General features: G+C 63.9%; 16 protein-coding genes and 1 pseudogene. 3 read left to right on the forward strand and 14 right to left on the reverse strand.

Translation table 11 applies throughout. From position 1 onward, the window contains the following. Nucleotides 1-147 precede the first annotated feature (147 nt). The 3 genes from RA21_RS15495 to RA21_RS15505 form a co-directional block, all read right to left on the reverse strand. Nucleotides 148-1,989 carry a peptidoglycan -binding protein gene (locus tag RA21_RS15495; protein WP_039150491.1) on the reverse strand — a complete coding sequence of 614 codons (1,842 nt, stop codon included), beginning with the start codon at nt 1,987-1,989 and terminating at the stop codon, nt 148-150. 3 nt (nt 1,990-1,992) lie between these two features. Continuing rightward, on the reverse strand, nt 1,993-3,183 hold the full coding sequence (locus RA21_RS15500; RefSeq protein ID WP_039150494.1) for a biopolymer transporter ExbB: 1,191 nt from the start codon (nt 3,181-3,183) through the stop codon (nt 1,993-1,995). Nucleotides 3,184-3,260: 77 nt separating this feature from the next. After that, complete coding sequence (locus RA21_RS15505) at nt 3,261-3,791, reverse strand: gamma-glutamylcyclotransferase (RefSeq protein WP_039150497.1); 531 nt, start codon at nt 3,789-3,791, stop codon at nt 3,261-3,263. 67 nt (nt 3,792-3,858) lie between these two features. Here RA21_RS15505 and RA21_RS15510 point away from each other — a divergent pair, with 67 nt between their 5' ends. Further along, nucleotides 3,859-4,857 (forward strand): DUF2125 domain-containing protein, encoded by a 999-nt coding sequence (locus tag RA21_RS15510; protein WP_039150500.1) that lies wholly within the window; start codon nt 3,859-3,861, stop codon nt 4,855-4,857. A gap of 109 nt (nt 4,858-4,966) precedes the next feature. On the opposite strand, the gene RA21_RS15515 is transcribed toward RA21_RS15510, so the two are convergent. From RA21_RS15515 to RA21_RS15535, 5 genes are all read right to left on the reverse strand, one after another. Then, nucleotides 4,967-5,785 carry an extensin-like domain-containing protein gene (locus RA21_RS15515; RefSeq protein ID WP_039150503.1) on the reverse strand — a complete coding sequence of 273 codons (819 nt, stop codon included), beginning with the start codon at nt 5,783-5,785 and terminating at the stop codon, nt 4,967-4,969. Next, entirely contained in the window at nt 5,782-6,702 is a 921-nt protein-coding gene (locus tag RA21_RS15520) for a prephenate/arogenate dehydrogenase family protein (RefSeq protein ID WP_039150506.1), read from the reverse strand. Before RA21_RS15520 ends, RA21_RS15515 begins: the two co-directional genes overlap by 4 nt. Continuing rightward, entirely contained in the window at nt 6,699-7,784 is a 1,086-nt protein-coding gene (gene hisC, locus RA21_RS15525; RefSeq protein WP_039150509.1) for a histidinol-phosphate transaminase, read from the reverse strand. Before hisC ends, RA21_RS15520 begins: the two co-directional genes overlap by 4 nt. A 120-nt stretch (nt 7,785-7,904) precedes the next feature. Then, entirely contained in the window at nt 7,905-9,551 is a 1,647-nt protein-coding gene (locus RA21_RS15530) for a hypothetical protein (protein ID WP_019297859.1), read from the reverse strand. Nucleotides 9,552-9,736: 185 nt separating this feature from the next. Continuing rightward, nucleotides 9,737-11,161: an aminotransferase class V-fold PLP-dependent enzyme gene (locus tag RA21_RS15535; RefSeq protein WP_039150511.1), complete on the reverse strand. Its 1,425-nt coding sequence runs from the start codon at nt 11,159-11,161 to the stop codon at nt 9,737-9,739. Nucleotides 11,162-11,265: 104 nt separating this feature from the next. Here RA21_RS15535 and RA21_RS15540 point away from each other — a divergent pair, with 104 nt between their 5' ends. Continuing rightward, on the forward strand, nt 11,266-11,727 hold the full coding sequence (locus RA21_RS15540; RefSeq protein ID WP_019297861.1) for an Lrp/AsnC family transcriptional regulator: 462 nt from the start codon (nt 11,266-11,268) through the stop codon (nt 11,725-11,727). A 45-nt stretch (nt 11,728-11,772) separates the two neighbouring features. Here the strand turns inward: RA21_RS15540 and RA21_RS15545 are convergent, their stop codons facing one another. From RA21_RS15545 to RA21_RS15560, 4 genes are all read right to left on the reverse strand, one after another. Beyond that, nucleotides 11,773-12,345 carry a PA14 domain-containing protein gene (locus RA21_RS15545; RefSeq protein ID WP_019297862.1) on the reverse strand — a complete coding sequence of 191 codons (573 nt, stop codon included), beginning with the start codon at nt 12,343-12,345 and terminating at the stop codon, nt 11,773-11,775. A 164-nt stretch (nt 12,346-12,509) separates the two neighbouring features. After that, nucleotides 12,510-13,130, reverse strand: coding sequence for a 30S ribosomal protein S4 (gene rpsD, locus RA21_RS15550; protein ID WP_019297863.1), 621 nt, complete (start codon nt 13,128-13,130; stop codon nt 12,510-12,512). A 212-nt stretch (nt 13,131-13,342) separates the two neighbouring features. Beyond that, on the reverse strand, nt 13,343-14,404 hold the full coding sequence (locus tag RA21_RS15555) for a Hint domain-containing protein (protein ID WP_039150514.1): 1,062 nt from the start codon (nt 14,402-14,404) through the stop codon (nt 13,343-13,345). A gap of 201 nt (nt 14,405-14,605) precedes the next feature. Continuing rightward, nucleotides 14,606-15,523 (reverse strand): LysR substrate-binding domain-containing protein, encoded by a 918-nt coding sequence (locus RA21_RS15560; RefSeq protein ID WP_039150517.1) that lies wholly within the window; start codon nt 15,521-15,523, stop codon nt 14,606-14,608. Nucleotides 15,524-15,731: 208 nt separating this feature from the next. Between RA21_RS15560 and katG the strand changes: the two are divergent. Beyond that, a pseudogene (gene katG / locus RA21_RS15565) lies at nt 15,732-17,934 on the forward strand (catalase/peroxidase HPI). Between the two features lie 185 nt (nt 17,935-18,119). On the opposite strand, the gene RA21_RS15570 reads toward katG, so the two are convergent. Both RA21_RS15570 and RA21_RS15575 read right to left on the reverse strand, forming a co-directional pair. Beyond that, entirely contained in the window at nt 18,120-19,943 is a 1,824-nt protein-coding gene (locus RA21_RS15570) for a BCCT family transporter (RefSeq protein WP_039150520.1), read from the reverse strand. A gap of 77 nt (nt 19,944-20,020) precedes the next feature. Beyond that, nucleotides 20,021-21,031, reverse strand: coding sequence for an Ldh family oxidoreductase (locus RA21_RS15575; protein ID WP_039150523.1), 1,011 nt, complete (start codon nt 21,029-21,031; stop codon nt 20,021-20,023). Nucleotides 21,032-21,041 lie beyond the last annotated feature (10 nt).

Here is a 21,041-nt window from a genome sequence, read left to right on the forward strand (position 1 = left end):
GTTTATAGGACAGCCCTACTGCCCGGTGGGGCAGCAACCCGTGTGTAACTAGTAGCTTGTCTCCTTTAGTGAAGCGGGTTGCACCCCGCGGGCCGTGGCGGGGTTCTGCTGCTCAACTGGTCCGCTGCTGGCGGGTGCCCGGACGGCTCACTTCTCGGTAAACTTCAGCTCGATCCGGCGGTTCTGGGCGCGCGCCTCAGGCGTGTCTGCCGGGTTGACCGGCTGGTATTCCCCGAACCCGTTGGCGGCCAGCCGCGACGGCGGCACACCCAGCGCCTCAACCATGTAGCGCACCACCGACAGCGCCCGGCCCTGGCTGAGCTCCCAGTTGTCGGCAAACTTGGGGTGTGCGCCCAACGGCGTGTTGTCGGTGTGCCCGTCGACCCGGATGATCCAGTTGATCTCCGGCGGGATGGCCGCCACCACGCTTTGCAGGATCGACACCACCTTGGCGATCTCCACCCGCCCTTCAGGCGACAGGGTGGCGCTGCCGGGCTGAAACAGAACCTCGGAGGCAAAGACAAAACGGTCGCCCTGGATGCGGACGCCCTCCTGCGTGCCCAGCAAATCGCGCAGGCGGCCAAAGAATTCCGAGCGGTAGCGCTCCAGGTCCTGGGCCCTTGTGGCGAGCGCCTCTGCTTCCTCCTCAAGCCGCTTGCGCTCCTGCTCTTCCAGCAGCCGCCGCTTGCGTTCCTCGGATGCCGCGCGGGCCAGGGCCGCGTTCAGGTCCTGGCCGAGGTTCTGCAATTGCACCTGCTGAGCCGCGTCGCGGGCCTGGTAGTCGTCCAGGATGGTCTGCAGTCCGCCCAGCTGCTCGCGCAGGGCTGCGACCTGCTGATTGAGCAGCGCGGTTTCGCGGCGGGCTTCTTCCGATACCGCCTGTTCCTGCGAGAGGGCGGCCCGCGCCTGGGCCAGCAAGGCGGCGCGTTCTTCGGCCTGGGTCAGCCGTTCGGTTGCGGAGGCTTCTGCCGCCTCCTGCGCAGTCACTGCCGCCAGCAGGCGCTGGCGCAGCACGTCCAGATCCTCTGCCTGGGTTTCCGCGGCTGCGAGGGCGGCTTTGGCTTCGGCAAGCTCCGCCGCCAGCCGTCCGGCCTCGGCGTCGGAGCCTGCACGGGCGGCTTCCAGTTCCAAGAGCTGCGCGTCCAGCTGTTTCTTTGCGGCCTCTGCCGCCGCCAGCAGGGTCAGAGTGTCCTCAGCCTGTTGCCGCTGCGCCTCCAGCGCCAGGGTCATGGCGGTCAGTTCCGCATCTGCCGACTGCAATTTCTCGCGCAGGGCCTCAGCGGCGGCGGCCTCAACCAGCCGGGCGGCCTCCTCCGCGCTCAGCTGTTCCTGCAGGCCGGCGATTTCTTCTGACTTGGCTGCCTCCTCCGCTTCAAGGCTGGCGATCAAAGCCTCCATCGCCTCACGCTCGGCTGCTGCCAGCCGGGCAGCCTCTGTCTGGGCGTCGATTTCGCCGCGGGCTTGGGCCAGCGCCAGATTCAGCGCCTCCTGCTCACTGAGGAGTGCTGCGCGGGCGGCTTCGAGGGTTTCACGTTCGGCGCTGAGGTCCGCAACCCGCGCCTGGGCGGCGTCGCGGCTGGCAGTCAGGGAGGCCACCTGCGCCTCGAAACTGGTGATCCGGCTGGCGGCCTCGGCCAGATCGCCGGCCTGGCGGTCGCGTTCAGCCGTCAGCGAGGAGATCAGGCTGCGGGCCTGCGCCAGATCCTGTTCCGCCGTGTTGAGGGTCGAGGTCAGCGCCCCCAACCGGGCGTTCAGGCGCCGGTTTTCGCGTTCTTCCAGCCCCAGTGCCGAGGCCAGCGCGCTGACCTCGGCGGAGAGTTCGTCCAGCTGGCTTTCCTGACCGGTGATGGTTTCGCGCAGCACGAACTGCACCACCATGAAGATGGTCAGCACAAACATCAACACCAGCAGAAGCCCGGTCATCGCGTCGACGAAGCCAGGCCAGATCGAGGCCTGGAACCGCTGTCCTGTGCGCCGGGAAAGGGCCATAGCTTACTCCCCCGCGCCCCGGTCTGATGTGCCGCCGCGGGCCAGGCCGCGCGGGCGGGCAAAGGCCTTGATCATCAGGTCGATGTCCTTGCGCAGCTCGGTCAGGCTTTCCTGGCGGCCGGCCGAGATTTCCTCAAGGATGCGCAGCATCTGCACATCAATCGAGCGCAGCCGCATCCGGCTTTCGGCGTCGATGCCGCCGTGTTCGCTTTGGGCGCGCAGGATCTCGGTCAGCGCCTCCTGCCCCACGGCAACCCGGTCCAGCGCCGCGGTGATGGTGCCGGTCTGATCCTGTCGGCGGTTCATGTCCTGGATGGTTTCGACCAGATCCGTCAGGCGCTGATCCACCGCGGCGCGGCCTTCGGCGGTTTCAACGAACATGACCTGCAGCGCCTCCATCTGCTCTGCCATGGTGTCGAGCACCTGGGAGACCACGCCGCTGTCCCCGGCGCCCTCCTCGCCCGAGGAGAAGCTGACGCGGGTGATGGAGGAGAGCCATTCCTCCAGCTCGCGGTAAAAGCGGTTCTGGCCGTGGCCTGCAAAGAGTTCGAGCAGGCCCACGATCAGTGACCCGGCAAGGCCCAAGAGCGAGGAGGCGAAGGCAACGCCCATGCCGCCCAGCTGTGCCTCCAGCCCCGTCATCAGGCGGTTGAACACCGAGAGGCCCTCCTCACCTTCCTGCGGCGCTAGGCTGCGTATGGTGTCGACGACGGCGGGAACGGTGGTGGCCAAGCCGTAGAAAGTGCCGAGAAGGCCAAGAAAGATCAGCAGGTTGACGATGTAGCGGGTGATCTCGCGGTCTTCGTCGATGCGGCTGGCGACGGAGTCGAGAATGGATCGTGTGGAGGAGGATCCCAGCTGCATCCGGGCAGAACGCGAACCCAGCAGCGAGGCCAAGGGGGCCAGTATCGAAGGCGGGCGGCGGTGATCCTGAGTGTCGCCCGCGGCAAAGCGTTCGATCCAGCGCACCGAGCCAATCAGCTGCACCACCTGCCAGAAACAGGCCAGCACGCCGATCACGAAGACCAGGACGATAAAGCCGTTGAGCCACGGATTGGCCTGGAACACCGGCAGCACCCGCGGCAGTGCCACAAAGGCGCCGAACCCCGAAAGCCCCAGCGCGATCAGCATCATGATGATCTGCCGCACCGGCTGGGAGAACTGTGGCCGGGTCTTGCGGTCTGGCTGCGCCATATTGCCTGGCTCCTGACACTTTTGTCTGCTCGTGTTGCCCCGCAGCCTATAAGCAAAGTGTCAGAAGCGCCAAGGCTTTATGCGGTGATTTCCCGCACCCGGCCCGCCAGCCAGTCGAGATCGCTGTCGTGCAGGCCGATCTCGGCCAGATGTTCGGCGGTGTTGTAGAGGTATTCGGTGTTGGGGCCGCGCCCGCCCACCGCATGGGCGATGATCTGGGCCTGTTCCTCGAGGCTGAGGCCGCCGCAGTACTGGACATGATGCGGGTCGATCACGTAGGTAACCGCGGTAACCATGGAGCCATCCGCCAGCTCGACCGCAAGGTCACGCTCCAGATAGGCCGAGGAGATCAGCTCGCGCTCGCGCAGCTCTGCCAGGGTCTGCTCCTCGTGGCCCGCCTCAACCGCCAGGGCGATGCCCTTGCAATGGGCGTCTTCGACCGCGTCCAGCGCCAGCACCAGGCCGGGTTTTTCTTCGCTTCCGCGGTGGTGGATCGAGGACATGCAGAAGGAGCGCGCGTAGCCGTGCAGCACCGCGATCTCACGCCGCGCCACAGGAAAACCCGGGTTCCAAAGAAGTGATCCGTATCCGAATACCCACATTGTCATGTCGTCTGGCCCTTTCCGTGCCCTCCCTATAAACAGCAATCCTGGTCCGGACAAAAGAGGCTATCCGATGCGCCTGGCAAAACTGCTGATTGCGGCCCTTCTGGTGTGGAGCCTCTATTGGGCGGCGGCGGCCTGGGGGCTGAAGCGCGGCATTTCCGCCTGGTTCGAAGTGCAGGAAAACCGCGGCTGGCAGGCGGAGTATGCAGGGCTGGAGACGCAGGGTTATCCGTTCCGGCACCAGACCCGGATCAGCCGCCCAACGCTGGCGGATCCGCGCAGCGGCACGGCCTGGCGGGCGGACTGGCTGGAGCTGTCGAGCCCCGCCGCATGGCCCGGGCAGCTGGAACTGCATTTCCCGGCGACGGCGCAACGGTTGTCCTATTTCGACCGGACTGCGGTGATTGCTGCTGACGGGCTGCAGGCCAGCCTGCACCTGAAGCCTGGCGCGGCGCTGGAGCTGGAACAGATGGCCGCTGTGGCGGACAGCTGGCAGATTACCCGCAGCGGCGAAACCGTGCTGAGCGGCGCGGCGCTGGACCTGCGCATGGTGCAAACCGAAAGGCCAGAAACCTACCGGATCACCGCAGACGCAAGGGAGTTCGCCCCGCGCGCCGCCTGGCGGCGGCTCTTGGCGGCCAGCGCGCCGCTGCCGGAGCGGTTCGACACGCTGGCGCTGGAGATGGCAGTTGCCTTTGACGCGCCCTGGGACCGCTCCGCACTGGAGCAGCGGCGGCCGCAGCCGCGCCGGATTGATCTGAAACTGGCCGATGCCCGCTGGGGCGATCTGCGGCTCAAGGCCACTGGCGCACTGACGGTGGATGAACAGGGTCTGCCGGAGGGAGAGATTGCCCTGCAGGCGGAAAACTGGCGCGGGCTTGTGCTGATGGCCGAACGCAGCGGTGCATTGCCCCCTTCCTTGCGCAACTCGGTGGAGCGGGTGCTGGGCCTGTTGGCCGGCGCCAGCGGCAACCCGCAGAACCTGGATATCACGCTGGGGTTAGCAGACGGATATGTCACCTTTGGACCGCTGCCCATGGGCCATGCGCCGCGGCTGATCATCCGCTAGGCCAAACGCTGGCTTGTATCCATCTAGAGATTTCTTGCGAGGCTCTGCCTCGCGCTCCAGGGTATTTGGGGCCAGATGAACAGTGGATTCTGAATTGCTGCCCGGGGTCTCAGCGGCAATAGGTGCCCCCTCGGTGGCGGGCCACGTCGAGGTGGAAGTGGTCCTTGTGATAGCGATCTGCTTCCGGCCCCAGCACGGTGCCGAAGGGGCCGCAAGCGGCGCGCCAGATCTTTTTCAGCTTCTTGCGGGTCTTGCGGTTCTGCCAGCCGTGCAGCACCGAAACGGTCTCTCCGCTGGCGAGGGTAAAGCCGGAAATGTCGATCGCCCGCGCCTTGCCGTGTTCGGAGATCTTGGCGCCAGGGCGGTTGTTGCGGGTGCGGCAGGCGTAATGGGCGGCGACGCGCAAGCCGACAACCTTGTTGCGGCGGCCAAAAGCGGTTTCGACCTCTCGGTTGATCCAGGTCTTCAGCGCGCGGGCGGTGTTGCAGGTCATCAGCGAGGCCTGGCTGAGGCGCACCCCGGCAATCTCGCGCACCCTCACCGCGTCCTTGGCGCCGCAGCCGGGCAGCGTGCCGGAGACGTGGCCGACGTCGTCACCCTGAATGTCGATATCACCGCAAACCGAGCCCTTGCGGCGCTGGCGGCGTTTGAACAGAACCTGCTCTGACAGGCTGTCCGGGCGCGCGAAGGGCAGCAAGGATGCGCCGGGCGCCAGCATCGGCAGATTTGCAGGCCGGGAGGCTGCCGCCAGGCGCTGTTCCGATTTCGGGCGTGAGACCGGGCGGATGCCGGGCAGCGGCGCTACGATGGCTTCAAGGCTCGCGTCCCCCGCAAGGCGAGCGGGCGGCTCCAGTGAGGCATCCGGCGTTGCGGCCAGCGCCGCCCCGCCGAACACGGCTGCCAGGATCAGCACGCCTGCGCGGATCACTTCTTTTGCCCCCGCCCGAAGTCCGGCGCGTCAGTGTCCTGGCCGGCCTGGATGATGCCGCGGCGGATGGCGCGGGTGCGTGTGAAATAGTCGTGCAGGTGCTCCCCATCGCCGGTGCGGATGGCGCGCTGCAGGGCAAACAGTTCTTCGGTGAAACGGCCAAGAATTTCCAGCGTGGCGTCCTTGTTGGTCAGGAACACGTCGCGCCACATAGTCGGATCGGAGGCCGCGATGCGGGTGAAGTCGCGGAAACCGGCGGCGGAATACTTGATCACCTCGCTGTCGGTTACCCGGCGCAGGTCGTCCGCTACACCCACCATGGTATAGGCGATCAGGTGCGGTGTGTGCGAGGTGACGGCCAGCACCAGATCGTGGTGGTCAGCATCCATTTCATCGACATTGGCGCCCATCCCTTCCCACAGCGCGCGCAGGCGGGCGGTGGCCTCCGGATCAGTGCCCTCGACCGGGACCAGCAGCGACCAGCGGTTGTCGAACAATTCGGCAAAACCGGATTCGGGGCCGGAATGCTCCGTCCCTGCCAGCGGGTGCGCAGGAACGAAATGAACACCCTCTGGAATATGCGGCTGCACCGCCTCGATCACATGGCGTTTGACCGAACCGACGTCAGACACGGTCGCACCGGGTTTCAGCACCGGCGCGATATCTTCCATCACCGGCCCCATGGCACCGACCGGCACGCAGAGCACCACCAGATCAGCGTCTTTCACCGCTTCGCGCGCGCTGTCGCAGACGCGGTCGCAGAGGCCGATCTTGCGAGCAGTTGCACGCGTTTCTTCGCTCCGGGCATAGCCGGTCACTTCACCCGCCAGCCCTGCGCGTTTCATTGCCCAGAACATTGAGGATGCAATCAGGCCCAGGCCGATCAGCGCGACGCGGCCGTAAACTTGCTCGCTCATGCCTGCCCCTCTTTGAACGCCTTGACGCACTGCGCGATGCGGCGGCAAGAATCCTCGTCGCCGATAGTGATGCGCAGCGCGGTGGGCAGGTTGTACCCCGCCACCCGGCGCACGATTAGCCCCTGGGCCTGCAGATACAGGTCGCAGGCTTCTGCTTCAGCCTGGCTGGAGAAACGGGCCAAGATGAAATTGGTGCTGGAGACGTCCGAGGGCACGCCGAGTTCAGCCAGCGCATTTGCAAGCCAGCTGCGCCACTTGGCGTTCTCGGCCCGGCAATGATCCACGTAATCCGTATCCCGCACCGAAGCCTCGGCGCCTGCGAGTGCAGTGCTGGAGGCGTTGAAGGGGCCGCGCACGCGGTTCAGGACATTGATGATCTCCTTGGGGCCGTAACCCCAGCCGATCCGGGCGCCGCCCAGGCCGTAGATCTTGGAGAAGGTGCGGGTCATGAAGACGTTGCTGCGGGAGGCAATCACGGCCGCGCCGGCGTCAAAGCCCTCGACATATTCCGCATAGGCGCCATCGAGCACCAGGAGCGCGCCCGCGGGAATGCCATCGGCCAGCCGGGCAACCTCAGCCTCGCTGATCATGGTGCCGGTGGGGTTGTTGGGGTTGGCGATGAACACCAGCTTGGTCCTAGCGGTGCAACCCGCCAGCAGCGCATCCACGTCTGTGACGCGCTCGCGCTCCTTCACCTCCACCGGAGTAGCCCCGGCGGCCAAAGCGCTGATGCGGTACATGGCAAAGCCGTGTTCGGTATAGAGCACCTCGTCCCCCGGACCGGCATAAGCCTGGCACAGGAAGGCAATGATCTCGTCGCTGCCGGCGCCGCAGATGATCTGCTCCGGCTCCAGCCCGTGCACCCCGCCGATCGCCTGCCGCAGCGCCGCGTGGTCCGAGCTGGGATAGCGGTGCATATTGGCCGCCGCATCCTGCATTGCCTGTACGGCGCGCGGGCTGGGGCCAAGGGGGTTCTCGTTCGAGGAGAGCTTCACAACATTGCTCACCCCTTTCACATGGGCAGCCCCGCCCTGGTACAGAGCGATGTCCATGATACCGGGCTGCGGTGTGAGTTGGGTCATAATACGGGCTCCTTAATTCCAACCCGTCATAACGGCCCAAACGCTGGCGGGGAAGCACCAAGATGACGCTCCCCCATGCTGCCGCCCCCTCCGGCAGCCTGCCCCGGCCGTGCGCCTGCGTTAATGCGCAGTTGCGGACTTGGGCATTTTCCGTTTGGCCTCTGCCATGATGATCTTCTGGATCTTCTTGCGCAGCTCCATGTCCTTGCGCATCGCCTCATTAGCCTGTTTCTGCATGGTAGAGGCCGATTGCGAGCCGTCGGCGCCGTTCAACGCCTCACCCGCGTATTTGCTGAGCGACTTGCCGGAGATCTGTTTGGCTATCTCGCCATAGATCGCATCACCGTGCAGCTTGATGAAATCTTCGGTCGCTTTGGTGCCGTATTTGGCGATGAGGTCTTTCTTGACTGCGCCCTCCATGGCGGCGGGCGCCAGCTTGGTCTTGAGGAACTTCTCGGCCGCCCCGGTGAAGCCGGAGGAGAATTTCTCCAGCGCCTTGCCCGCGCCTGCGGACATGATGCCTGCGGTCAGGATCTTGGCGATGCTTTCCTTGATCTCCTTGGTGTTGGGCGGGCGGCCCTTTTCGATCAAAGGTTTGGCAAGGCCGATGGTTTCCTTCAGAGCCTCTGTCACCATGGCCTCGCCGGCCTTGGATTTCAGGAACTTCTCGAAGAAGACTTTGACTGCCTTCTTGGGCATCTCGCGCGACAGTCTGGAGGCCGCGGCCTTGGCCAGATCATCGGCAAGACCTGCCGAAAGTTTCGATGTCAGCTTGCCGCCGGCGGCACCTGCCAGCCCCGCGATGAAACTGTCGATAAAGACTTTCTTGGCGGCACCGTCCCAGGTCACGTTGTTGCCCGCCAGATGCTCGCCCAGCTGGCCCGCGCTGGATTTCAGCGCCTCGGTGCTGGCGGCGGCAATGGCATGGGCCTTGGCGGGCGACATGCCCTTGGTCGCCACCAGCCGTGCGGTCATGTAGGTTTCGACCACGGCAAAGGAGACCTCGCGCACCACCTCCAGCTTCCAGATGATCGCTCCGGCGGTGCTGATGCGTTCGTCGATGAACTTTTTGAAGGCCTTGCCGCCCTTGTTGTAAGCCTTGGTCGCCTTGACGTCCTGTTTGTAGACCTTTTTCCAGTCCGGTTTCTTCTTGCTGGTCAGGGTCTTCATCAAGCTCGCTTCGGAGCGCGCGTTCAGGATCGCGGTCCAAGGTGGATCGGTCTTGTCGTTGACCATGCTGACGGCAAACTCGGTCAGCGCGTTCAGGAAGGTCTCGTTGCCCTGGCGGGTCTTTTCCACGTCATTGCAGAAATCGACCCAGGATTCGGCCTGGCCGTACATCATTTCGGCTTTGGCCAGCAGCTGGCGGCGCAATTTCTCCTGCCCGGCCTCGAACTCAGCCACGGTAATCAGCTTGGTCTTGCCGTTCTCGACAACCTCAACCCGTTCAATCTTGGCATCAGCGGACACCTGGGCGGCCAGTTTGGGCAGGCCTGCGTTCCAGGTCCGCATGCCGGGATCGACAATGCCGTCGGGCTTCCTGAACCCCAGCTTCTTTTTCTGGAAATCGCGGATGGTGCTGATCAGCCCGGCATCGCATTTGGTGCTGATGTCGACGGGGTAGCCGTTTGCCTTGAGCATCAGGCGCACAAGTTCGACATCTGCCGGGGCATTCTTGACTGGTTTGAATTTGCTTTCGCCGGTTTTCGGGTCCGGCTTGGTAATCCGTTTTTTGTCGCCAACAGGGGCGGAAAGCTTGAGAGCCATGAGTTTGCTCCAACCAATTAACTACTGGTTCAAGCCTGCCATGGCTCCGCTGCGCAGTCGCGGGGGATTTGGAATAGACATTCCCCCTTTAAATCGGGGACGCCGGTACCCACATATCACATGTATGTGAGGTGCTTCCCTGACGCAGGAAAGCACCCGTTTCGATTGGTTCAGGGCGATTGGTATCAGGCTGCCTGAGACTTGAACCGTGCGGTTGCCGGGTCGGCATTATACCGGGCCGCAATCTCCCCCGCCTTCATTGTCAGGTCATTGACGCAATCGATGATGTACTGCGCCTTCTCCTCCTCCATCAGGTAGGAGAAGTTGAGCCGCACCCAGCCGGGTTTCTTCATCTCTTCGCCTGCCTGCAGGTCGGCAAAGAGGGTTTCCGATTCCGGCTGGCTGATGCCCAGCAGGCGGTGCGCGTAAGGACCCGCACAGGCACAGCCGCCGCGGGCCTGGATGCCATAGACATCGCTGAGCATACGGGTGAACAACTGCTGATGCACCGGGTTGCCGGCCGCATCCCTGACCAGGAAGGAAAAGATCGGCAGCCGGTGCGCGTTGCGGTGGCCGAGGATGCGCAAACGCGGATTGGCGGACCAGCCGTCCCAGGCCATCTGCGCGAACCTGGCTTCGCGGGCTTCAATCTGCTCTTGACCCACGGCTTCCTTGACCAGGAACGCCAGGGCTGCGCGGATGTCGCCGATCACGTTGGGGGTGCCGGCCTCCTCTCGGGCGGCCAGATCCTGGCTGTATTCATGCCGCCAGGGAGAAACAAAGCTGACGGTGCCGCCACCGGGCCAGGACGGGCAACGGCGGCGCACCACGGACTGGTTGACGACCAGCACGCCAGAGGCGCCGGGGCCGCCCGGAAATTTATGCGGCGAGACAACGACGGCATCTTTGCGGGCTGCCCCGTTGCCGCCCATGTCGACCGGCAGGTAGGGACCGCCGCCGGCGTAATCCCAGACCGACAGCGCGCCGTGTTCGCGCAGCAGGCGGCTGATGGGATCGGGGTTAGTCACAATGCCTGTGACGTTGGAAGCGGCAGAGAAGCTGCCGATTTTCAGATCGCTGTCCGCGTGCTGTTTCAGCGCCAATTCCAGCACCGCCAGATCCGGGCCGCCTTCTGCAGCCTCCGGGATTTCCACCACCTCGGCCTTGCTTTCGCGCCAGGGCAGGATGTTCGAGTGGTGCTCATACGGGCCGATGAAGACAACCGGGCGGGCGGCCTCGTTCACACCGAACAGGCTGACCAGGCGGTTGAGGCCCGCAGTGGCGCCGGAGCCGGTAAAGATCACTGCATCCTCTGCGGTGGCGCCTGTGATGCGGGCAATCTCAGCGCGCGCCTCACGGCGCAGGCGGGTCATCTGGGTGCCGCAGTAAGAGGCTTCGGTATGGGAGTTGGCGTAGAAGGGCAGCACCTGTCCGGCCACGAAATCCTCCACCTGGCGCAGGGCGCGGCCAGAGGCGACATAGTCAGCATAGACCAGCGGCACCTCGCCATCGAGGCCAGGGATCATCACCCCGTCGCCAATCACACTGCGGCCAAGGGTGCCGTCCTGTGCGGCTTGCTGGATTGTCTGTTTGAATGCTGCCAGGGTCATGTCGCGCCTCCGAATTCTGTTGAGGCATCATGAACGGAAACTGGCGCGTAAACTTTATCAATTACTGAGTGGATAGCGCAACTTTTGTGTCATATGATCGCACTATGAGCAAAAATGCAGATAAGATTGACCGCGCCATTTTGCGTGCCCTGCAACAGGATGCCAGCCTGTCCCAGCGGGAGCTGGCCGATCAGGTGGGGCTGTCGCAAAATGCCTGCTGGCGGCGGCTGAAGGCGCTGAACGAAAGCGGGCTGTTGAAGGGCTCCACCGCGCGGCTGGACCGCAAGCAGCTGGGGCTGGATCTGGTGGTGTTTGTGCTCTTGCGCACCCGGCATCATTCAGCGGACTGGCTGCAGAAATTCCGCCGCCACGTGCTGACCATCCCGGAAGTGGTGGATTTCCACCGCATCGGCGGCGACTACGACTACCAGCTGAAAGTGGTGACCGAGGACATGGCCAGCTATGACAAGGTCTACCAGCGGCTGATCGCAGGCGTGGAGCTGGACAGCGTTACATCCTACTTTGCGATGGAAGCTATCGCTGAGGGGCGCCCGCTGCCCTTGTGAGGATGCTGGCAGGGGATGCGCGCGCCTGCCCCGCAGTCTTGACTGTCAGTGCCCGAAGGCGCTGTCTTTCATCCATTTCGGCCGCTTGCCGTCGGGGCCCATCCGCATGTGCAGGCAGGCGGTGCCCAAACGCTGGAAATAGAGGATGTCAACCGGGTACCAGCCGGCCGAGGGCACCTCGACCTGGGTCACGATTGTGCTGTCGCAGGACTGGCGGCCGTCAAACTCGCCCACCACCTGGCCGCCGATTTTCGCCAGAATGCCATCGTTGGTCAGGAAGTCGATGTTGTGCACGCCCGGCGTGTCCAGTTTCACGTAGCCGGTGATCCGCGCCGCCACATGCATCGGCCGCTTGGCTGTCAGCGTGTTCTGCCCTTCTTCGGTATCGCGGTTGTCCAGCCCGGCAATCGGGCGGCCCGGTTCGCTGCTGATTTTCAAGGCAGATGAGGCTTCGGCCAGGGATTTTACGTCTTGCGGGTAGGCATAGACCACCGCAAGACCTGGCTTAACGCCGGAAGGCTGCGGGTTTGCAGGTGTGAGTTTCAGAGGTGCGGCGCCAACTGCCGCTGCCGCCATGGTAAGCGCTGCAATGGCAGCTGCTTTCATCAAGATCTTCATTGGTCACTCCCTGTTGTTTTTGGAACAGGATAGACCCAATGGCCTTACCGAGCCACAGCTTTTGGATGCCACCGCCCGCGAAATCCGGCTCCGAGGGAGTTCGAATGAAAAAGGGCTGCCCAAGAGGACAGCCCTTCCGCCAGATGCCCTAGTGGGCAGCGGGCTTAGTTCTTGGCGTAGAATTCGACGACCAGGTTCGGTTCCATCACAACCGGGTACGGCACGTCGCCCAGGCCGGGGGTGCGCACGAATGTTGCGGTCATCTTGGAGTGGTCGGCTTCGATGTAATCCGGCACGTCGCGCTCAGCCAGCTGGGTGGCTTCCAGAAGCGCAACCATCTGCTTGGACTTGTCGCGGACCTCGATCACGTCGCCCTCTTTCACACGGTAGGAGGGGATGTTCACGCGCTTGCCGTTCACGGTCACGTGGCCGTGGTTCACAAACTGGCGGGCAGCAAAGACGGTTGCCACGAACTTGGCGCGGTAGACGACGGCGTCCAGGCGGCGCTCGAGCAGGCCGATCAGGTTTTCACCGGTGTCGCCGGTCACACGCACGGCTTCGCCATAGATGCGGCGGAACTGCTTTTCGGTCAGGTCGCCGTAGTAGCCCTTGAGCTTCTGCTTGGCGCGCAGCTGGATGCCGAAGTCGGACAGCTTGCCCTTGCGGCGCTGGCCATGCTGGCCCGGGCCGTAGTCGCGGCGGTTGACCGGGGACTTCGGACGGCCCCAGATGTTTTCGCCCATGCGGCGGTCGATTTTGTACTTGGCAGACGTGCGTTTGGTCACGGCTGATCTCCTTCTTGTGTTTCGAAGGGCGTTGTCCTCTTGCCTAACGGCATGACAGGGATCCCCTTGCGGGGGCCACCAACACCAATGAAGCCGCGCTTATATAGGGGGATGGGGCAGAGTCAACACGGTGAAAGCGCGTTCTGCAGGAAATCTGCATCGAACCCCGGCCTTGGCCGAAAATAACATCCGGACCTTGCCAGATAAGGGACTCAGGCAGCTTCGTGGCCCAGAATCGCGGCCTCGGACGCGCTTAGATTGCGGCGGGCGTGGGCGCCGTATGACAGCGGATTGCGCTCCAGCCCGGGCTGCAGGCGGAACAGGCGCGCCCGGTCGGTTTCGCTGAGAGCAGTCAGCGATGCATTGGAAGGGTGGAAACTCTCGGTCTCGACGCCATTGGCCCAGAGAACCTGGTGATCAGCCAGCATCAGGTGGATATAGGTGATTTCGCGCACAGATGTATCTGGCTGGATGGTGGTGCCGTTGACCAGATCGCTGGCCGCAACCAGTACCTCAGGAGTGTTGAACAGGGCCTGCACACGGGCCCCGCGCAGCAGCATCCGGTGATCGGGGGAGACCAGCAATTCCTCCTCTGGCCGGTCGATGCCCAAGGCACCGGCATGGAGGCGGACCGGACGCAGCCGCGGCATCACGAACAGCCGAGCACCGCTGATCCGGCGCGAACCGATCCAGAGGATTTCCTGAGCGCCGTTGTCGCGGGTCTGGACCTTTTCACCTTCGCGCAGCTGCTCCACCCGTTTCGGGCCGCCTGGGGTTGCGATCAAGGTTCCCGGTGTAAAGCAGATCACGCCGCTTTCGCCCTGAGGCCGGTCTGTGCAAATAGTGCCCAGCGAATGATGCACCACCCACAGGTCAGTGCCGCGCGGCGGCAATTCATCCACGAACATCAGCAGCGGGCGCTGGCCCGGACCGACCTCGATAAGGGTGACGGTGTAGCTTTGCACGCCGTTGGTCACGACAAAGCTGCTGTCCATCAGCGGCTCGTCGACCTCAATGGCGTCCACATCGGTGCGGTTCTGCACTGCGGCCCCCACCAGCCGGCGCACCGACCGGGCTGCCCGGCGGCGCAATTCTGCCTCGCCGTTTGCCATTTCCAGCCGCAACACATCCACCGGGCCGTCCACCCGCACAGCATCGCCGTGCCAGGACCAGGCCGCCCCCACATCCAGAGCGTCCACCGGAGCGGCCGGAAGGCCGTCGATTTCTGTTTGCGACCAGGAAACAACAAACGTGCCACGAAAGCCCGTTTTCATCTGCCTGTATGCCTGCTTCAATTCTTTATTATTAACGAAACGTTAACAAAGACGTTTGTCTCCGGAAACAGTGAAGCGTGTAAAATGCTTGTGAGCGTGCCCTTTACGCACCATTCTTCATCCGGTTGCAGTTGCCCTTAGGGCATACAATTTTTAGGGAACAAGGCGATGCCAGGCGCCCCGGCACCAGAAACAGGCGCTTCAGCACGCCGAGCCAAAGCTGGTGCGCAAGGATTCCGCCGCCTGCCGGACCACCTCGGCCACCTGCATCAGCTGCCGCGCCAGCGGATTGCTGCGCCGCCAGATCATGCCGATGGTGCGCGAGGGCTGCGGGTCGCGGAAACGGGAAACCGACACCACTGCAGACCGGGTTTCCACCGGCACTGCCATCTCGGGGATAAGCGTTACTCCGATCCCAGCGCTGACCATCTGCACCAGCGTCGACAGGGAGCTGCCATCCAGCAGTTCCCGCGGGGCAGCGGATTGCATGTTGCAGAAAGACAGCGCCTGGTCGCGGAAGCAATGCCCCTCCTCCAGCAGCAGAAGGCGCATCTCACGCAGGCCGTCCGGGCCAGGAACCGGGGTGCCGGCATCTTCGCCGGGACGCACCAGGACAAAGTCCTCCGAAAACAGCGGCACTTCCTCATAGGAGGGCTCGGACACCGGCAGCGCCACGATAGCGGTGTCCAAGCGCCCCTCCCCCAGTTCCTCCAGCAACTTGGGCGTCACAGTTTCACGAACACGGATATCGGCCTCGGGGTATTGGCGGGTGAGCGTGCCCACGATGGAGGGCAGCAGATAGGGCGCGATGGTGGGAATCACCCCGATGCGCAGCCGCCCTGCCAGCCCGTCGCGCGAGGCCCGTGCCAGCTCGCCCAGTTCATCTACCGAACGCAGGATGCCGCGCACCCGCTGGGCCAGGTCCTCGCCCAGGCTGGTTAGACGCACCTGCCGTGCACCGCGCTCCACTAACTGCACCCCCAGCGCCTCCTCCAACTCCTTGATCTGAACAGACAAAGCCGGCTGCGACACGGCGCATGCGTCTGCTGCGCGACCGAAATGGCGGTGCTGGGCCAGCGCCTCGAAATAGCGCATCTGGCGGAGGGTTACGTTTATCATAGGAATTTATTATCAGAGCGATGAATAAATGCAACTTATCCCAATGATATTTCCCTGCTAGCCTCATCTTCAGAAAGACAGGGAGACCCGGCAATGGCTGCCCGCACCCCGCCTGCATTTCCAGGCGGCGCACATGCTGGCAGTTTGGTTACGGAACGCTTCCGCCTCATCGCAGTTGACCTATTTGAAGCCACGATCGGAGATGGAAATGGACGGAAATACCCCCGCAGGAAAATGCCCGGTGATGCACGGCGCAGCGCTGAATACCGACGCCGGCGGCACCTCGAACCAGGATTGGTGGCCGAACCAGCTGAACCTGAAGATCCTTCACCAGCATTCCCCCAAGTCGAACCCGATGGGAGCGGATTTCAACTATGCCGAAGAGTTCAAGACGCTTGACCTAGAGGCGGTGAAGAAAGACCTGTTTGCGCTGATGACCGACAGCCAGGAATGGTGGCCGGCCGACTATGGCCATTACGGCGGCCTGTTCATCCGTATGGCCTGGCATAGTGCCGGCACCTACCGCACCGCCGACGGGCGCGGCGGCGGTGGCACTGGCAACCAGCGGTTTGCGCCTGTGAACTCCTGGCCGGACAACGGCAACCTGGACAAGGCGCGCCGCCTGCTGTGGCCTATCAAGCAGAAGTACGGCATACGAGATCTCCTGGGCGGATTTGATGATCCTGGCAGGCAACTGCGCCATTGAATCGATGGGCGGGCCGGTGTTCGGCTTTGGCGGCGGCCGCGAGGATATCTGGGCGCCGGAGGAAGATATCTACTGGGGCACCGAAACTGATTGGCTGGGCGACCAGCGCTACTCTGGCGACCGTGATCTGGAGAACCCGCTGGCCGCGGTGCAGATGGGCCTGATCTATGTGAACCCGGAAGGGCCGAACGGCAACCCGGACCCGGTGGCCTCCGGCTTTGACGTCCGCGACACCTTTGCGCGGATGGGCATGAACGACGAGGAAACCGTGGCGCTGGTGGCGGGCGGCCACACCTTCGGCAAGGCGCATGGCGCGGGCGACCCGGATCTGGTGGGTGCCGAGCCGGAGGCCGGCGCAATGGAGCAAATGGGCTTTGGCTGGGCCAATACGCATGGCACCGGCAAGGGCGGCGACGCGACCACCTCGGGCATCGAAGGGGCCTGGAAGCCGAACCCGACCACCTGGGACATGGGTTATTTCGACGTGCTGTTCGGCTATGAGTGGAAGCTGGTCAAAAGCCCGGCAGGCGCCCAGCAGTGGCAGGCGCAGGACGTGAAGCCGGAGCATATGGTTGTGGACGCCCATGACCCGAGCAAGAGACATGCGCCGATGATGACCACCGCCGACATGTCGCTGCGGATGGACCCGGAATACGAGAAGATCTCGCGCGATTTCCACGCCAACCCGGAGAAATTCGCCGATGCTTTTGCCCGCGCCTGGTTCAAGCTGTGCCACCGCGACATGGGGCCGAAGTCGCGCTATCTGGGGGCGGATGTGCCTGCAGAAGACCTGATCTGGCAGGATCCGGTGCCAGCGGTTGATCACGCCTTGGTGGACGAACAGGACGTCTCACAGCTGAAGAAAGCAGTTCTTGATACCGGGCTTTCGGTTCCTGAACTGGTTTCTGCTGCTTGGGCCTCGGCCTCGACCTTCCGCGGCTCCGACATGCGCGGCGGGGCCAATGGCGGCCGCATCCGGCTGGCTCCGCAGAAGGACTGGGAGGTCAACGAGCCTGCCAAGCTGGCAAAGGTGCTGAAGGCGCTGGGGCAAGTGCAGAGCGAGTTCAACGCCAGCGCTTCGGGCGGCAAGAAGGTGTCCATGGCCGATCTGATCGTGCTGGCGGGCTGCGCCGGTGTCGAGGAAGCCGCCAAGGCGGCAGGCCACCCTGTCGATGTACCCTTCACACCGGGCCGCACCGATGCCACCCAGGAGCAGACCGACGTCGAGGGTTTCGCGGTGCTGGAGCCGGAGGCCGATGGCTTCCGCAACTACCAGAAGGCGGAGTACAGCGTCCCGGCCGAGAAGATGCTGGTGGACCGGGCGCAGCTCTTGACCCTGGGTGCGCCGGAAATGACCGCGCTGGTTGGCGGGCTGCGGGTGCTGGGCGCCAATCACGGCGGTTCCAAGCATGGCGTTTTCACCGACCGTGCCGGCGTGCTGAGCACCGATTTTTTCACCGGCGTCACCGATATGGGGGTGGAATGGAAACCGGCTGGCGACGGCACCTATGAGGGCCGCGACCGGGCCAGCGGTGCGATCAAATGGACCGGCACCCGTGCGGACCTGGTGTTCGGCTCCAACTCGCAGCTGCGGGCACTGGCAGAGGTCTATGCTCAGGATGACGGCGCCGCGGCCTTTGTCCGCGACTTTGTTGCGGCCTGGGTCAAGGTGATGAACGCCGACCGGTTCGACCTGGCGGCCTAAGCGTCCCCTCGGCAAGAGACAGAGACGCCCCGGATTTCCGGGGCGTTTTTTGTGCACGGTTTTTCCCGCCCGCTGCTGCACGGGCAGAAAAAAGCCGGAGGATTGCTCCCCCGGCTTCCCTGCCCCATCCGGAGCTTTTCGGTGACGGCCGGGCAAACGCGGCAGCGCTGCCCGGTGTCTGTTTCTTACTCGGCCGGAGCCGCAGCTTTTTCACGCTGGCCGTCGCGGAACAGCGCCTTGGCCAGAGAAATGCACATCAGGCCCATTACCATGGTGAAGGGCAACGCGCCGATGATCATCGCGCTTTTCAGCGCCTCCATCGGATCTGCGCCGCCGTTCTGCTTTCCTGCGAACAGCAGGGTGCCAATCACTGCGGTCAGGATCAGGCCCCAAACGATCTTGTGCTTGTTGCCGATGTTCTGGTCGCCGCCGGACATGATGGTGTTCATCACCAGGATGCCGGAGTCTGCCGAGGTGACCAGGAAGGTCATGATCAGCACTACGCACATGATGGTGATGCCGGACAGCAGGCCGCCGTCGATCATGCTTTGCAGGGTCACGAACAGCTTGGCAGTATTGGAGGCACCGATGATGGCGCCATCGGCCGCGCCGTTCAATTCCAGGTCAATGGCGGTGCCGCCCAGGATGGTCATCCAGGCAAAGCAGACCAGTGCCGGTGCGATCACACAGCCGAGGATGAACTCACGCACCGAACGGCCGCGGGAAATCCGTGCCAGGAACAGGCCCACGAAAGGCGAGAACGCGATCCACCAGGCCCAGTAGAAGGTGGTCCAGCCAGCCTGCCAGCCAAACTGGCGCTGTGCTTCACCGGCTGCATAGGTTGCGGCCAGAACGTCGTCGGACAGAGCTGCCGCTTCACCTTCCAGACCGGATTTGAAGCCATCGAAGGAGCCCCAGGCATTGGTTGCACCGCCGCGCAGCGCGTCGGCGTAAGGTGCAGCCTCTGCCGGCAGGGCTGCTGCGAAGTCAGCCGGCGACTGCGGGCCGTAGGCGCCGAAGCTCAGCGAGGTGAAGTGCAGGATGTAGTCCACGAAGGCCGACGCATAGGTGGTCATGGCGAACATGAAGGAGCCGAAGACCACGAAGGTCAGCAGCAGGATGATCGACAGAACCAGGTTCAGGTTCGACAGATACTTCACGCCGCGGCCCACGCCGGAGACAGCCGAGATGATCGACAGGCCCATGATTGCGAACAGACCCGCCAGCAGGCCAACGGTGCCCGGAGCAGGCGCGTCGCCGCTCATGTCCATCATCCATTCCATGCCGGTGATAGCATACACGCCGTCCACGAATTGAGAGACGCCGAAACCGATGGTCACGGACACACCCAGGATGGTGGCAACAACACCCAGCACGTCAACGACGTGGCCCAGGAAGCCATTCATCAGCCGACCGAACAGCGGCGTCAGCGCGGTGCGGATGGTCAGCGGCATGTCGCGTGTATAGGCGTAGTAGGCCAGCGACAGACCGGTCACCACATAGATCGCCCAAGCGTGGAAGCCGTAGTGCAGGAACGTGTAGCGGAAGCCGGACTGGATGGCCTCTTCGGTGTTGCCGGTCACTTCCTGAGCAAGGACCACCGGGTTGGAACCCCAGAGTCCCAGCGGTTCGGCGGTCGCAAAGACCATCAGGCCAACGCCCAGACCGGCGCCGAACATCATCGAGAACCAGGAGAAATCCGAGAACTCCTTGCCTTGGCCCGGTCCCCCCATGATCCGCTTACCGGTTTGCGGCAATGCGGCGACCACAAACAGGAAAAAGGCGAAGAAACCGACGATGATGATGTAGAAGGCGTTGAAATCCTCAAGGATCCGCCAGTTGAGGCTGCCCAGAACGCCCGTGGCGTTTGCCGGCCAGACCAGTGCCCAGAGAACCAGGGCGACCATGATCCCCTTGCTGAGCAAGGCGATCTCGACGCTGTGCCCCTTATAGAAGCCATCGTCGGAGGTCTTGATCTCCAGATCCGTAAAAGGTTGCTTTATTGACATGCGTTTCCTCCCGTTTCGCACGTGCCGCACCGGGGTGCGGATTGTCCGGCGGTTCGCGCAACCGCCGGTATCTGGCGTCAGCCCAGAAGGGCTTCGATCCTTGCCAGCGTTGCAACGCTGACAGCGACGCCGTCCTGACGGGCTTGCAAGCGTTTTGCCCGCCGCCCGTCTCCGGGCAGATGTGCGCCGTCTTGGCTGCGCACCGCTTCCACGATCCCGGCCATTCCAGCACCAAAAGCGTCATTTGCTGTCGCACCCGGGTCGATTGCGATGAACATCTGGCCGGTTTTCGGCGGCCCGCCTGCGGTGCCGGAAAACGGCGATGCGTTGATGCCGAGGGTGGCACCGGTCAGCGCGGCGGCCATGATTTCGGTGAGCAGTGCCACGCCCACGCCCTTGTAGCCGCCCGAAGGCGCCATCGAGCCCTTGAGGCCCGCATCCGGGTCGGTGGTCGGATTGCCGTCAGCGTCCAGCGCCCAGCCCAGCGGAATCTCCCTGCCCTCGCGGGCGTGCTTCATCACTTCGCTCTTGGCGATGGTGCTGGCGCTCTGGTCAATCAGCAACTCCGGCTCACCGTCCACGCCCGGAACAGCAACAGAGAACGGGTTGGTGCCAACTACCGGTTTCTTGCCGCCCGAGGGTGCAATCGACGCCGGCGCGTTGGTAAAGCCCAGCCCCACCAGCCCGGCCCGGGCCAGGCGGGCGGTGTGGTAGCCAAGAACACCGCAGTTGTAGCTGTTGCGGATGGCAAGGACCGCGATGCCCTGCTCCCGTGCTGCCGGGATCAGGGCCTCAAAGCCCATATCAATCGCGGAATGGGCAAAGCCTGTGGCGGCATCCACCGCCACGACGCCGGGGCGCGGGCGGTTCAGAACCGGTGCCGCCTGCCCGTCCACCTTGCCGCATTGCACGTGCTCGGCATAGATCGGGATATAGGCGAGGCCATGGCTGGCCACGCCGTCCGCCTCGGTCGCTGCGGTGGCAACGGCCAGCGGGCGGGCGTTGGCCTCGGAGGTGCCTGCGGCCACCAGGGCACGGAAAGCGATATCCTCGATCTCGGCAAGGGTCAGGGTTTTGGTTTCGGTCATATCGGTGCCT

Origin of the sequence: Leisingera sp. ANG-DT, from assembly GCF_000813785.1 — a bacterium.
Lineage (GTDB): Bacteria > Pseudomonadota > Alphaproteobacteria > Rhodobacterales > Rhodobacteraceae > Leisingera.